Here is a 14,487-nt window from a genome sequence, read left to right on the forward strand (position 1 = left end):
TTTTAGGCGTTTTTGCGCTTTTAGGGGATTAATAGGGTGTTTAGGGAAAGTGCAAAATTGTGCCGCGGTGGCAATTGTGCCGCTTTTTTGTAGTATAAAATGGTGCTGTGTGCAGGAAAGGGCTTGAAAGCTATGGACGAAAGAGGGGCAGGCAAGTCAGGCGGCTCTTTATACCTGTTCATCGTGGCGCTCCCTTCAATGCGTAAACGTTGCACAGAATGTGGCTGCAACACCGGAAGAGCTTGAAAGTATAGGCTTGCTTTTGCTGCCCAGGAGCAGAGATTGTGGGATAACTTGCTTGAGGTGAGCTTGTTAAGGCTAGGGTGGGAGTTTTGTTACTTTTCCCGGAATTGCGTAAGCCATTCCACTGCGCTTTTCTCGTCGGTAAACATGCGGGTAGGGTTCTTGGGCCTGTTCACCATAATGTAGAAGTTGGCCATCATTCGCAGCATCGGGGAACTGACCATGATGGCGCTGGCCTGCACCAGGTCATTCCCTTTGTCAGCCATGTAGTCGCGGGCCTCTTTGGTAGAGTGCTCCACCCGCTGTATGTCAAACAGGCTAGGGTATGGAACTCCCTCCTTAAAGGCAAGCCTTTCCTTTACAATAGCCTTTGCAATATGGATGTCCAGCAGACGCAGGGGCTTATAGTACATGTAAAAGATTCCGTCATGTACCTTCATCGTAACATAGTCTGTGCTTTTAGACTTTGTCTCGTAATTTTTGTCGAATTTTGCCATTCAGGACGGATTATGGGAATTAAAAGTATAATCTGGCTGTACATACCCTACTTACTGCACTTACTGCAAGTATACTAAAATTTTATGGCTAAAATCAGGCACAACAATATTCTGGATACGGTTGACTCTGTTCTATCTGTCTCCAAGAAGAATGGCATTATCCACTTACACGCTCAGGACGATATGCTTACCGGCCAGCACCTCACCCTGAAAGGCAGAAAAGTGCTGCACTTTGGCACCTGCGGTTACCTGGGGCTGGAGCATCATCCTGCCCTGAAACAAGGTGCCATCGAGGCCATTCAGCGTTACGGCACCCAATTCCCGATGTCGCGCACCTATGTTTCCAATCCGCTATACGCCGAACTGGAACAGATGATACAGGCGATGTACCAGGCCCCGGCCGTTATCTCCAAGAACTGCACCCTGGCCCACCTCACTACCATTCCCAGCCTGATCCGGCAGTCGGACCTGGTGATTCTGGACCACCAGGTGCATGCCAGCGTGCAGGAGGCCGTGAAGAAGATGCTAAGCCAGGGCGTAACGGTGGAGATGATCCGCCACAACAACCTGGAAATGCTGGAAGACCGCATCCTGAAGCTGCGCAGCAAGTATGAGCGCATCTGGTACATGGCCGACGGCGTGTACTCGATGTACGGGGACTTTGCGCCCATCAAGGACTTGATCGCGCTGGCCGAGAAGTATGAGCAGCTCTACCTCTACGTAGATGATGCCCACGGCATGAGCTGGGCCGGGCAGCACGGCACCGGGTATGTGATGAGCCAGATGGATAACCGGCTGTACCGCAAGATGGTGCTCACGGCCAACCTGGGCAAGGCCTTCGGGGCCTGCGGCGGCGTGTCGCTGTTCCCGAATGAGGAGTGGTACCACAAGGTGAACAACTTTGGGGGGCCGCTTACCTTTTCGGTGCAGATAGAGCCTGCCACGCTTGGTGCGGCTATTGCCTCCGCCAAAATACACCTGAGCGACGAGATTTATACTTTGCAGGAGCAGCTGCAGCAGAAGATTTTATACTTCAATCTGCTGCTGCAGACTACAAACCTGCCGTTGGTGCACGAAAGCAACAGCCCGATCTTCTTTATTGGCACTGGCACCATGGACATGGGCAACTACCTGGTGCAGGCGCTGCTGCAAGACGGCATTTACGTGAACCTAGCCACCTTCCCGGCTGTGCCTGCCAAGAACATCGGCATCCGCATCACCATCTCCTTACACAACACCTTTGAGGATATTGAGCAGCTGGTAGAACGCCTGCAGGCAAACTTTGCCAAGGCGCTACAGGCCACCAACCAAACCCAAGAGAACATCCGGAAAGCCTTTAAAATGCCTGCGCCCCAAGCCCAGCCTGCAGCCGCTGTGGCCGCTGTGGCCGCTCCTGCAGGGGCTAACGAGCTGAAGCTACAGGTTTATACTTCTATCGGGGCGCTGGACGCTGACCTATGGAACCGTCACCTGGGCAAGCGGGGCATGTTCGACTGGGACGGGATGCAGTTCCTGGAAAAGGCCTTTAGCGGGAATGGAGCGCCAGAGCATGACTGGGACTTTCGCTATTACCAGGTGCAGGATGCGCAGGGGGACCCCGTGCTGATGACATTTTTTGTAACCGCCCTGTACAAGGAAGATATCTTCTCGCGCGTTTCCGTATCGAAAGCTGTGGAGCAGGAGCGTGAGCTTAATCCCTACTACCTGACCACGACGGGCATTATCATGGGGAGCCTCTTTACCGAAGGCAACCACATGTACCTGAACCGGCAGCACCCGGCCTGGAAAAATGCGTTTAAGTTACTGTTAGAGGAGCTTTACCAGGAACAGGAGAAAACAGGTGCGGGCAACATCATGCTCCGCGACTTTGATGCCGGCGACCCGGAACTGGATGCCTTTATGGTGGAGCAGAACTTTGTGAAGGCCGACATGCCGGAATCTTGCGTGGTTACCTCGCTTGGCTGGACAACAGAGGCAGAGTACCTGGCCATACTTACTAAAGAAAACCGCCGAAACTATAGCCGCTACATAAAGCGCTATGAGCAGTATTTTGATGTGGAAGTACGCAGCCAGCTGCCGGAGGAGGAGCTGCAGCATGCCATCAGGCTATTTGGGAACGTGAAAGAGAGAAACCTGGGTATAAATAATTTTCTATTTCCGGAGAAAGTATTTCGGGAGATGAACAAAGATTCTCGCTGGGAGTTTGTTACTTTGAAGCTGAAAAAAGAATTTGGAGGTACCGGCATGCCTGTGGCCGTATGCTTTTGCCAGAAGAACGCTGCCAATGTGTACAGCTTTATGCTAACCGGCTTAGATTATGAGTATACGCATACTTACGGGGCGTACCGGCGGGCGCTTTTCCAGGTGGTGCAGCGTGCCAACGAGCTCGGTTGCGAAAAAGTAAATATGGGCATTTCGGCTACGCTGGAGAAGAAGCGGGTGGGGGCGAGGCCGCATCCGAAGGTAGCCTACCTCCAGGCAAAAGACAATTATGTGCTGGAGATGCTGGAAGCTACCATCGCCATAGAAAAAGACTAAAAATAAAGCGTGAAGGTTCTCAAACAAAGAATAGAGGAGTTAATGACACTCATAACCGAAGTGGCCAATGGCAATTTCGATTATAAGCTTGATGTGTCTGAGGCAAGCGACGAACTAGACGCTGTAATTGCCGGTGTGAGTATGCTGGGGCAGGAGCTAAAAAGCTCCACCGTGTCCCGCGACTTTATGCAGAGCATTTACCAGGGCGTGGTAGACATGCTGCTGGTGCTTAACACAGACAATACTATTCGAAATGTGAATGAGGCCTTTGAGGAAATAGCCGGCAAGAAAGAGGCAGACCTGGTGGGCACAAACGTTTTAGAGATCTTTCAGGACTTGAGCCCTGCCAAGCGGCAGGAAATAAGGGACGGGCTGGAGCAGAAAGGGAAGTGCCTGAACATGGAGCTCAAACTGAAGGCAAGCGGGCAGGAGGGGGTGCCGACCTCCTGCTCGTTTTCATACCTTAAAAACAGTAAGCAGCAGATAGATGGCATCCTGGTAATAGCCAAGGATATTACCGAGCTGAAGAATAAGGAGCAGGAACTGCGGGAGGCGAGAATAAAAGCTGAAGCCGCCAATGAGGCCAAGAGCAATTTCCTTTCCAGTATGAGCCACGAGATCCGCACACCTTTGAATGGCATTATCGGCTTTACCAACCTGCTAAAAGACACCCACCTGAACGCGGTACAGGCGAAGTATGTAAACCTCATTCAAACTTCCGGCAACAACCTCTTCAAACTCCTGAACGATATTCTGGACCTGCATCGCATAGAGCAGGATAAGATCGTAATAGATGCCGTGCCGTTTAACCTCCGCGAGGTGCTTGCCTCCAACCTGGAGCCATACCAATTTCTGGCGCAAGGCAAGCAGCTGGCCTTTACCTATACTTTTGATGAGGCGGTGCCACAGGTCGTTATCGGCGACTCGACACGTATCAGCCAGGTGCTGGTAAACCTGGTGAGCAATGCCATTAAGTTCACAGAAGTTGGAAGTATAAGGGTGCATTGCGCCCTTGTTTCGGAGAACAAAGGCACCGGCGCCGTAGAGCTAAAATTTACTGTTTCGGATACAGGCACCGGCATCCCTGCCGATAAGCAGGGCATCATCTTCGACTCGTTCACGCAGTCAGACCAATCCACTACGCGCAAGTATGGCGGCTTTGGCTTAGGGCTGGCCATCAGTAAAAAGCTGGTTAGCCGGATGCACGGCGAAATGGGGGTGGTAAGCCCGGCGGAGGGGCAGCAGAATGGCGCTACGTTCTGGTTTACCATAAAACTGAACGCCGTGTCGGACCAGGAGACGCTGGAGCCGGAAGAAGAGGAAAAGATAGATTACACGCTGCCAGCTGGCACCAAGATCCTGGTGGCGGACGACAACGCGATCAACGTCATGATCATGCAGGTGATGCTGGAGGGCTTTGGCGCGCAGGTAGTGGCTGCTTACGGCGGGGAAGAGGCCGTGCAGTTGGGGCTGGCAAATGCCTTCGACCTTATTTTTATGGATATCCAGATGCCGGAAGTAGACGGCCTGGAAGCTGCCAGCAGGTTGCGGCAAGCCAACGTTCAGACGCCCATCATCGCCTTCTCGGCCAATGCCTACGAAGAAGACATCGCTAAAAGTATAGCCTCTGGCCTAAACGACCACCTCTGCAAGCCCTTTACCAACAAGGAGTTGGTGCCGCTTCTTAAAAAATGGGTAAAGGCCGGAAAATAGCCTGGCATCCGGAGAGCCTTCTGGCTTTAAGTATAACCACCGCCCTGCGGCATAGCGGCTTTTTTGCTCTCTTCACGCAGCAGAAGTTGCGCAAACACTTCCTCATGCCTCTACTTATTACTATATTTGGTTCCTAGCAAAGTATAAATGCTGTTATAGTAACTATAACTGACTTACTCGACAACAAACGCAGAAATGAAAGATCAACTTTTTGAAGAGCTGGAGCGTGAGCTGCAGGCACAGGGGTTTAATATTGACAAACAAGACCGTACCCGCCCATGGGGAGGTTTTTTTGTGATAGACGAGGCGCAGGCCCAGCGCTTTGCCGACACCTACTTTGGTGGCATGCCTGTAGAAGAACTGAAGATCTCCGGCAAGCTGAGCCCTAAGATTCTTGTTGTCGCACCCGAAAAAAGGCTGTCGTGGCAGTATCACCACCGCAGAGCCGAGATCTGGCGTGTGGTAAAGGGTACCGTAGGCGTGGTAACCAGCAACACCGATGAGGAGGGCGAGCAGCAGGTGCTGAACCCGGGAGACCAGATAAAGCTGCAGCAGGGGGAGCGCCATCGCCTGGTAGGGCTCAAGGATTGGGGCGTGCTGGCCGAGATCTGGCAGCATACCGAGGCCGCCCAGCCATCCGATGAAGAAGACATTGTGCGGGTGCAGGACGACTTTGGCCGCTAAGCTATACTTCGTAAAAAGAGCGAGGCCGCTGCAGTTACGCAGCGGCCTCGCTCTTTTTTTATACTTCTGGTATCAGTCCCGGTTGTTTCGGGTAAGCAAGCTGCCCAGCGCCAGGGCACCTAAGGCCAGGGCACCGGTTAGTATTTCCTGCCGGTGCAGGCTTAGCCATACTTGCGGACTGGTATAAGTGGCCTTTTCATCGAACGTGCCGTGGGCGCCGTGGTCGCCCGGAAGCGGCTCATACAGGTTGTTCTTACGGTTCGGGTCTTCGGGCTCGTTTGTCTGCTGCCCGTCAAAGCCGTTTTTAGCCAGCACATAATCGGCATACCAAGGCGCTATCTTATTGCCGATAATGGCCTCCAGGGTAGGGTAGCCCACGCGGTATTCGCGGCGCTCATGCTCGGCGGCGTATGCAATCACCTCGGCTGCCACCTCTGGCTGATAAATTTTACCCATCGGGCGCGGCTTGTTAGGCAACCGCGACTTTACGAAGCCAAACTGGGTGGTGTTCATGGCCGGCAGCTGCACCATGGTTATCTTCACGTGGCTGTTGTCGTGCATCAGCTCGGTGCGCAGCGAGTCGTAAAAGCCTTGGATGGCATGCTTGGCACCGCAGTAAGCCGACTGCAGCGGGATGCCGCGGTAGGCCAGCGCCGAACCTACCAGCACAATGGAGCCACGGTCGCGAGGCAGCATACGTTTTAGGGCCGAGAGGGTGCCGTATACCTGGCCAAGGTAGGTCACGTCGGTTACGCGCTTGTAATCCTCTGGCTCCATCTCCTTCACTGGGCTGAACACGCTGTTCATGGCGTTGTTCACCCACACATCTATCTCCCCCAACTCCTGCTCTATCTTGGCTGCTGCCTGCTCCACGGCCTGCGCGTCGGCAACGTCTACGCTTACGTAAGTAGCCTTGCGGCCCATTTCCTCTACCTCGCGCTTGGCGCCTTTCAGGCCGTCCTCGCCGCGGGCCAGCAGACCCACGTCGTAGCCTTGCTTGGCAAACTCGCGGGCGCAGGCGCGGCCCAACCCAGCCGAGGCGCCGGTAATAACAGCTACGCCTTTGCGGCTTCCGCTGTGTCTGTTTTCATCGTTGCTCATGCTTTATACTTGTTTTTATGGTACGTGTCTCTTGCTGATGTTACGCCACGCGTACAGTCATAGTTATAAGATGAGCTTGTTTAACAGCTGTTTGCCTTTTTAAACCTAATGCTGGTGCTGTACTTTGTTTATCTAAAAAAGAGCGGCACAAAGTATGGGAAAGTGGAGGTAAGTATGGCCGGTGAGGTATTCTTCAAAAAAAAGCCCCTGCCTAAAATGATAGGAGGGGCTTTTGAGAAGTATGATTTTCTGTGCTACAAGGCTTAGGTTAAAAATGCGACCAGCCCTGGGCCTTCAGCGGGAACACCTGACCGGTTTTGGTAGCCAGATTCACGCCGTTGCTTTCTTCGGTTATGTTACCGATGATGGTAATATCCGGGTGGTTCTTCAGCTCGTCGTAGGCAGAGAGCGGTACTGTAAAGAGCAGCTCATAGTCTTCGCCGCCGTTCATGATGCAGGTCAGCGGGTCGATGTTGAACTCCAGCGCGGTCTCCAGCATCTGCGGGTCGGCGGGCAGGTTGTCTTTGTACACAATAGCCCCAACCTTCGACTGGCTGCAAATATGGAACAGCTCCGAGGCCAGTCCGTCTGAGATGTCTATCATGGAAGTAGGTTTGATGCCGCGCTCCTTCAGGTCGTAAATCACGTCCATGCGCGCCTCCGGCCTTAGCTGACGGCCTACAATGTATTGCTTGCTGTCCAGCTCCGGCTGCATCTCCGGGTTAGCCATAAACGCCTGCTTCTCCCGCTCCAGAATCTGAAGGCCCATGTAAGCGCCGCCCAAATCGCCGGTAACGCACACCAGGTCATTCACCTTAGCGCCGTTGCGGTATACTATCTGGTCTGGGGCAGCCTCGCCAATGGCCGTTACGCTGATAACAAGTCCGGAGGAGGAAGAGGTGGTGTCGCCGCCCACCAGGTCAACTTTGTAATTCTCGCAGGCCAGGCGCATGCCCTCGTACAGCTCCTCCACGGCCTCCACGGTAAAGCGGGCGCCCAGGGCAATGTTCACCGTAATCTGCGTCGGTTTGGCGTTCATGGCGGCCACGTCGGAAACGTTTACGGCCACCGCTTTGTAGCCCAGGTGCTTCAGGGGGCAAAAAGTAAGGTCGAAGTGCACGCCCTCCAGCAGCATGTCTGAGGTGATCACGATCTGCTTTTCCTTCGGCTCCACCACCGCTGCGTCGTCGCCAATGCCTTTTATAGTGGACGCGTTACGCAGCTCAATCTTCTCTTTTAACTTCCGGATAAGGCCAAACTCGCCTACCGAACTCAAGGGGGTATATTCGCTCATGGTTCTGTATCTGTTTAAGAATATGCAAAGATACAAAATAAGATACAGAGCTGCGCCAGGTGTGCCTTAAGTCGGCGCAAAGCAGCTTTCTGCAGGAGCGGCAGGAGAAAGTATGAACTTTTCTGTTGTTATGTTTGTACATTATATGTATGTACATTAAATTTGTGAAAACAATCTTTCAGAGTGCGTATTTATACTTATATCAACCTACAGGACATGACTACAACAACAGATAATAACATTGCCATCCATACTTTGATAGAGAACCGCTGGAGCCCCCGTGCCTTTAGCGACGAAAGCGTGGGCGAGGAGCAGCTGGAGGCATTGTTCGATGCGGCCCGCTGGGCGCCCTCGGCTATGAACGAGCAGCCGTGGCGCTTTATTTATGCCGCAAAAGAGGACAAAGCGGCCTTTGACAGACTGTCGGGGCTGTTAGTAGAAGGCAACAGCTGGGCTAAAAACGCGGCGGTTCTTTTTGTGTCCATCGCCAAAACGGCCTATGACTTTAACGGGAGCCCTAACAAGCATGCCTGGCACGACGTGGGGCTGGCCACGGGCAACCTGCTGCTGCAGGCCACCGACCTGGGTCTGCATGTGCATCTGATGGGCGGCTTTGATGCGGCCAAAGCTAAAAAGGAATTAGGCATACCTGATGGTTTTGAGGCAGTAGCTATGGGAGCCATAGGTTATGTGGGCGACCCGGAGACGTTGCCGGAAAACCTGAAGGCACGCGAACTGGCCACGCGGCAGCGCAAGCCACTGAACGAAATAGCCTTCAAAGGCGAGTGGAAGCAAAAATAACTGAGATAAAAGTTTAAGACTATGAGCAAGAAAATAATCCACAAGGCCAATACACGCGGCCGCGCCAACCACGGCTGGCTCGACTCGCACCATACCTTCAGCTTTGCGCAGTATTACAACCCCGAGCGCATGGGCTTTGGCTTGCTGCGTGTGCTAAACGACGACGTGGTGGCGCCGGGCATGGGCTTTGGCACGCACCCGCACGACAACATGGAGATCATCTCGATCCCGCTGAAAGGCTCGCTGGCGCACCGCGACAGCACCGGCACGCAGGAGGTGATCAAAACGGACGAAGTGCAGATCATGTCGGCGGGCAGCGGCATTACTCACTCCGAGTTTAACGGGTCCAAAACAGAGCCTGTGAACTTTTTGCAGATCTGGGTGTTTCCTAAAGAGCGGGACATACAGCCACGCTACGGGCAGAAGGCCTACAAGCCTGAAGACCGCGTGAACAGGCTGCAGACCGTGGTTTCTCCTGAAAAGGATGGCGAAGCCCTGTGGATAAACCAGGATGCCTGGTTTACGATGGGCACGCTGAAAAACGGATTCTCCGAGGAGTATGCGCTGCACAAACCCGGAAACGGCCTCTATGCCTTCGTAATTGACGGCGAGGTAGAGATAGACGGCGAAAAGCTGGGCAAGCGCGACGGCATGGGCATCAGTGAGGCAGACAAAGTACAGATTAAAGCCTCCGGCGATGCCGAACTGCTGCTGATGGAGATTCCCATGAAATAAGAATATAGTGTTTAGTGATTGAAGATAAGGCCCCGGCACATGCCGGGGTTTTTCTTTTTAGCGCAGGTGCCGCATGATGCAAAACGGAAACGGAGCCCACAACGCGGTTTTCACGCCCATGCTTTTCAGCCCCTGGTTTACCCAGTTGTTGCAGTTCTTCAGGATGTAGAACTTCCTGTGCGCCTCGTAAAAGGTATCTCTTTCAGAATAGCCTGAGCCGCTGATGTGCAGGTATTTCCCATTTTGCTGCACAAAAGACTCATCAATATAAACGATTAGCCGCCGGTACTGCTCCGGCGTAATGCGCAGGGGGCGCTGCCGTTTGGTGGGCACCAGCCGCGAGCGGATGTACTCTACGTGCATGGCGGTGCGGGTGGGCCAGAGGGCGGCGGAGATGGCCACTGTGGGGGTGAGGTCGGTCCACTCGGGCGTCTCTATGTAAAATTTGCGGTCGCCCCAGCCAAAGCCTATGTAGCGGAAGGTGCTGTCTACTTTGCCAAAATGTTGCAGCGGCAGCTTCTCGCGCCAATCAATGTATTTTGTAGAAACAGGAACGATGATATCAGTGTGCACGCCGTTGGAGGTGACGTAGATCTCTATGTGCTCGTCCTGCGGCTGCGGCTGGGCATAGCCGTTGTTCACGGTAATGCTGCTAAGTATAACCGCGGAGGCGACAAAGAGTATAAATGCGCTCAGCACCGAGGCCAGAAGCCAAAGTATAACAGCCGCTAATTTCCGGAGTACGTAACGCATACTTCGTAAATACGTGTAAAGCTGTTAAAGTATAAGTTGCAGCAAAAAACAAAACCCGGTGCAATGCACCGGGCCTGAGTGTAGTTTAGTTAGTTTAGTTTCTCTTTTAAATTCGCCCGCTGCCCCGGCCGCTTCGGTAAGTTATACTTGCCAGACTTTGTACGTCAGGGTATTTAACTGATCAGGAATTGCCGTGGTTTATACTTTGCGGCAGCTTTTGTTTTCAGTAGTGGGAGGGCGATCAGAAACCCAAAACGGATTTCGGGTACAAAGGTATAAAATTTTGCATTTGTTTAAACACCTTTCCCTAATTTGTTAAGATTTTATCATCCTGATCAGGTGCAGCATCTAAAACGGTTTGTATAGCCTATTTGCCATACTCGCAGATTTTGCGCAGATTGTAAAGTATAAAAACACTCCACCATCATCATACTTTAACCACTATCATGATAAACACGCTAAAGCGTTTTGCCGCTTTGTGGCTGGTGTTACTGAGTATGCAAGCTGCCGTGGCGCAGCAGCAACTGCAGTCACCGGCGCAGTTCCTGGGCTATGAGCTGGGCCAGCAGTTCACCACCCAAAACCGCATCCTGGACTATGTTAACTACCTGGCCGCGCAGGCACCCAACCGCATTAAGGTAGAGGAGTATGGCCGCACCTACGAGAACCGCCCGCTGGTGCTGGCGTACGTGGCCTCCGATGAAAACCTGCAGCGGCTGGAGCAGATCCGGGAGAACAACCTGCGCCAGGCCAGCCTGCAGAGCGGAAGTATACAAGGCGACCAGCCTGCTGTTGCCTGGCTCAGCTACAACGTGCACGGCAACGAGGCGGTTAGCTCGGAGGCGGTACTGCAGGTGCTGTATGATTTGGTGAACCCGGAGAATGCGCAGAGCCGGGAGTGGCTGCAAAACACAGTCGTTATACTTGATCCGATGGTAAACCCCGATGGACGCGAGCGCTACGTGCAGTGGTATCAGCAGGCCTCCAACCGCGGCGGCAATGCCTCCCCTTTTGCCTGGGAGCACTACGAGCCGTGGCCGGGCGGCAGGCCCAACCACTACTATTTCGACCTGAACCGCGACTGGGCCTGGCAGACGCAGGTGGAATCTCAGCAGAGGTTGAAAGTATACAACAGCTGGCTGCCGCAGGTGCACGCCGATTTTCATGAGATGGGGCCGGAGTCGCCTTACTACTTCTCGCCGGCGGCCAAGCCTTTCCACGAAAGTATAACCCCGTGGCAGCGCCAGTTCCAGAACACCATCGGCGAGTATAACCGCCAATACTTCGACAAGAACAACTGGCTATACTTTACCCGCGAGAGCTTCGATCTATTTTACCCGAGCTACGGCGATACCTGGCCCACCTACAACGGCGCGATCGGCATGACCTATGAGCAGGGCGGATCGGGCCGCGCCGGCCTGGCCTATAAGAAATCAGACGGAGATACGCTGACCCTGACTGACCGCATTGCGCACCACGTGGCGGCGAGCGAGGCCACCATCAAGGCCACCTCTGAAAAGGCAGATCAGCTGAAGCAGGAGTTTCAAAAGTACTACAGCAACAGCCTCCGAAACCCGGGCGGGGAGTACAAATCCTTCGTGATCAAGAGCAGCGCCAACACAGCCGGCAACCTGAAGATGCTGACCGACTACCTGCAGCAGCAGGGGATACAGTATGGCTATGCCGGCGAAAAAGGCGCTGTGAGGGGCTATAACTACCTCAACGGCAAAACAGAGCGTGTGGAACTGGCGCCGGAAGACGTGGTGATCAGCATGTATCAGCCCAAGTCGGTGCTGGTGAAGGTGCTGTTCGAGCCAAAGTCTGCGCTGGAGGATTCTTTGACCTACGACATCACCTCCTGGGCGTTGCCTTATGCGTACGGCGTGCAGGCGTACGCGGTGAAGGGCAAGGTGGATATGACGAACACGGCACCTGCCGCGCCTGCCGCAGCCGCTATCAACATCGACAAGCCTTATGCTTACCTGGCCCGCTGGAGCAGTGTGCAGGACCTGAAGTTCGCTACGCAGCTGATGCAGCAGAACGTGAAGCTGCGCATGGCTGAGCGGCCATTCGAAATGGATGGGCAGCAATATGAGGCTGGCACCCTGATTATTACTCGCACCGGAAACGAGCGCCTGGGCGATACGTTTGATGCCAAAGTGCGTGAGTTGGCGCAGCAGCATGGCGTGCAGCTGGCCGCCACCAATACCGGGTTCGTAAGCACCGGCGCCGACTTTGGCTCGGGTAACGTGCGCTACCTGGAAACGCCGAAAGTGGCCCTGCTCTCTGGCGAGGGTGTTTCTCCCTACGGGTTTGGTGAAGTATGGAATTTCTTTGAGCAGCAGCTACACTATCCGGTCACGGTGCTCAACACCTCTTACTTCAGCCAGGTGCCGCTGCACGAGTTTGATGTGCTGATTCTGCCGACCGGCTCGTATGAGAAGGTGCTGGATGAAAAAACACTCGATCGGGTGCAGGCCTGGGTCCGCGCCGGCGGTAAGCTGATTGCGATGGAAAGCGCCGCCAATTACCTGGCGGATAAAAAAGGGTTTGAGCTGAAGAAAAAAGAGGAGGAGGCCGAAGCCAAAGGAGGAAATAACGGCAAAACAAAGGAAAACCCTTACCAAAACCTGCGGTCTTACGCTGCCCGCGAGCGGGAGGCGCTGGAAAGCGAAGTGCAAGGCAGCATTTTCAGGGTAGACCTCGACAAAACGCACCCACTGGCGTTTGGCTACGGCGACAGCTATTTTGCTCTCATCCGCTCTGCCGATGCCTACCAGTTTATGGAGGACGGCTGGAATGTGGGCGTACTGAAGAAAGATAACTATGCCACAGGCTATGTAGGTGCCGAAGCCAGAGAGCAGCTGCAGGATGCACTCATACTTGGGGTGCAGGATTTAGGTCGCGGAGAGGTTATATACCTGGCCGACAACCCGCTGTTCCGCGGTTTCTGGCAAGGCGGCAAGCTCCTGTTCGGGAACGCCGTGTTCGTGGTAGGGCAGTAGCGAAGTGTAAAGGTATAATGAAAGTCCCCTGTTCCAGTGTCGGAGCAGGGGACTTTTTGTATGGAGCAGGATTTACAGGATGGGAATGTTTGCAGCACCGGGTCCCTTAGACAAGTCCGGGATCCAAGATTTGTCTAAGGGGAATTATCAGTCAGCAGAAGTGAAACCCACCCCTAGCCCCTCCGAGGAGGGGAATTCACCCTACCCCCAAGGGAAGGCCTCGGCCTTGAGGGCACCAAAGCCGGAGCTGAAACCATAGCCTTTGTAAGACTGAGGGTTAGCAATGGCTAGAAAGGATAGCTTGTATCAGATTACTGGTAGCCGCGGCTATGCAAGTATAAAGGCACAAGCGGATGCTTGCGCCAGGGCCTGGAAAAGTTCATGAAAGCATGAGCAGTATAGAAACGTAAAACACCATCGACGCTGGCAATATACATAACCAACAATACAAATTGCCAGCTATAACTATATAGTATAAATGCGTAACTTGCACAGCATCTATCCTTAACAGATGCCAAACACATGCAAACGCAACGGATCATTACACCGCCAGCACCAGACGAGTATAACGGCTACATGGCCAACTATATACAACAGGCTCAGGCCGAAGACCTGATTGAAGGGCTGACGGCGAGCTATGTATTTATCACCGGGTTGGTGCAGGGGCTCCCGGAGGAGCAGCTGCTTTACCGCTATGAGCCAGGCAAGTGGACGATCAAAGAGCTGCTGGTGCACATGATGGACGCCGAGCGCATTTTTGCTTATCGCGCCCTGCGCTATGCCCGCCACGATAAAACGGAGCTGCCTGGCTTCGACGAGAACCATTTTGCAGAGCACTCTAAAGCAAACGCACGCGATATCAACTCCATTTTAGCGGAGTATACATCGGTGCGCACGGCAACCATAGAGCTTTTTAAAACCTTTGATGAGGAGACGCTGCAGCAGAGAGGCACAGCTAACGGAATTGAGGCAAGCGTGCGGGCACTGGGGTATGTAACGCTCGGGCATGAGGTGCATCACCAGAAAATAATACGCGAGCGCTACCTGAAGGCATAGCAGTGGCACGGCCGTATGTATACTTTTGCCTATCTTTAAAGCTGCACCCTTAAAAAACAGCTAAAGT

At 53.6% G+C, this 14,487-nt stretch carries 12 protein-coding genes; 8 read left to right on the plus strand and 4 right to left on the minus strand.

Annotated elements, in window-relative coordinates:
* Positions 1–335: 335 nt before the first annotated feature.
* A complete protein-coding gene (locus FJM65_RS09275) occupies positions 336–740 on the minus strand; it encodes a DUF7793 family protein (RefSeq protein WP_140621225.1) in 405 nt (134 codons plus the stop codon).
* Between the two features lie 84 nt (positions 741–824).
* On the opposite strand from FJM65_RS09275, the gene FJM65_RS09280 reads away from it, so the two are divergent.
* The 3 genes from FJM65_RS09280 to FJM65_RS09290 all read left to right on the plus strand — a co-directional run bounded on the left by FJM65_RS09280 (position 825) and on the right by FJM65_RS09290 (position 5,675).
* On the plus strand, positions 825–3,278 hold the full coding sequence (locus tag FJM65_RS09280) for a bifunctional aminotransferase class I/II-fold pyridoxal phosphate-dependent enzyme/GNAT family N-acetyltransferase (RefSeq protein WP_140621226.1): 2,454 nt from the start codon (positions 825–827) through the stop codon (positions 3,276–3,278).
* Positions 3,279–3,320: 42 nt separating this feature from the next.
* A complete protein-coding gene (locus FJM65_RS09285) occupies positions 3,321–4,991 on the plus strand; it encodes a PAS domain-containing hybrid sensor histidine kinase/response regulator (RefSeq protein WP_140621227.1) in 1,671 nt (556 codons plus the stop codon).
* 195 nt (positions 4,992–5,186) lie between these two features.
* Positions 5,187–5,675: a cupin domain-containing protein gene (locus tag FJM65_RS09290; protein ID WP_140621228.1), complete on the plus strand. Its 489-nt coding sequence runs from the start codon at positions 5,187–5,189 to the stop codon at positions 5,673–5,675.
* 72 nt (positions 5,676–5,747) lie between these two features.
* Here the strand turns inward: FJM65_RS09290 and FJM65_RS09295 are convergent, their stop codons facing one another.
* Entirely contained in the window at positions 5,748–6,776 is a 1,029-nt protein-coding gene (locus tag FJM65_RS09295) for an SDR family oxidoreductase (RefSeq protein ID WP_140621229.1), read from the minus strand.
* Between the two features lie 114 nt (positions 6,777–6,890).
* Here FJM65_RS09295 and FJM65_RS21230 point away from each other — a divergent pair, with 114 nt between their 5' ends.
* Positions 6,891–7,043: a hypothetical protein gene (locus tag FJM65_RS21230; RefSeq protein WP_181163684.1), complete on the plus strand. Its 153-nt coding sequence runs from the start codon at positions 6,891–6,893 to the stop codon at positions 7,041–7,043.
* Between the two features lies 1 nt (position 7,044).
* Here FJM65_RS21230 and thiL read toward each other — a convergent pair whose 3' ends face one another.
* Positions 7,045–8,070: a thiamine-phosphate kinase gene (gene thiL, locus FJM65_RS09300; protein ID WP_140621230.1), complete on the minus strand. Its 1,026-nt coding sequence runs from the start codon at positions 8,068–8,070 to the stop codon at positions 7,045–7,047.
* A gap of 216 nt (positions 8,071–8,286) precedes the next feature.
* Here thiL and FJM65_RS09305 point away from each other — a divergent pair, with 216 nt between their 5' ends.
* A complete protein-coding gene (locus FJM65_RS09305; protein WP_140621231.1) occupies positions 8,287–8,871 on the plus strand; it encodes a nitroreductase family protein in 585 nt (194 codons plus the stop codon).
* Positions 8,872–8,892: 21 nt separating this feature from the next.
* Positions 8,893–9,606 (plus strand): pirin family protein, encoded by a 714-nt coding sequence (locus FJM65_RS09310; RefSeq protein WP_140621232.1) that lies wholly within the window; start codon positions 8,893–8,895, stop codon positions 9,604–9,606.
* A gap of 57 nt (positions 9,607–9,663) precedes the next feature.
* Here the strand turns inward: FJM65_RS09310 and FJM65_RS09315 are convergent, their stop codons facing one another.
* The gene (locus FJM65_RS09315) at positions 9,664–10,359 is read right to left on the minus strand and encodes a TIGR02117 family protein (RefSeq protein ID WP_140621233.1); all 696 of its coding nucleotides are present in this window, start codon (positions 10,357–10,359) and stop codon (positions 9,664–9,666) included.
* Between the two features lie 446 nt (positions 10,360–10,805).
* On the opposite strand from FJM65_RS09315, the gene FJM65_RS09320 reads away from it, so the two are divergent.
* Together FJM65_RS09320 and FJM65_RS09325 are read left to right on the plus strand one after the other, a co-directional pair.
* On the plus strand, positions 10,806–13,364 hold the full coding sequence (locus FJM65_RS09320) for a M14 metallopeptidase family protein (protein WP_140621234.1): 2,559 nt from the start codon (positions 10,806–10,808) through the stop codon (positions 13,362–13,364).
* Between the two features lie 522 nt (positions 13,365–13,886).
* The gene (locus FJM65_RS09325; RefSeq protein WP_140621235.1) at positions 13,887–14,420 is read left to right on the plus strand and encodes a DinB family protein; all 534 of its coding nucleotides are present in this window, start codon (positions 13,887–13,889) and stop codon (positions 14,418–14,420) included.
* The last annotated feature ends 67 nt before the right edge of the window (positions 14,421–14,487 follow it).

Origin of the sequence: Pontibacter mangrovi (assembly GCF_006385705.1) — a bacterium.
In the GTDB taxonomy this organism is placed as follows: Bacteria; Bacteroidota; Bacteroidia; order Cytophagales; family Hymenobacteraceae; genus Pontibacter; species Pontibacter mangrovi.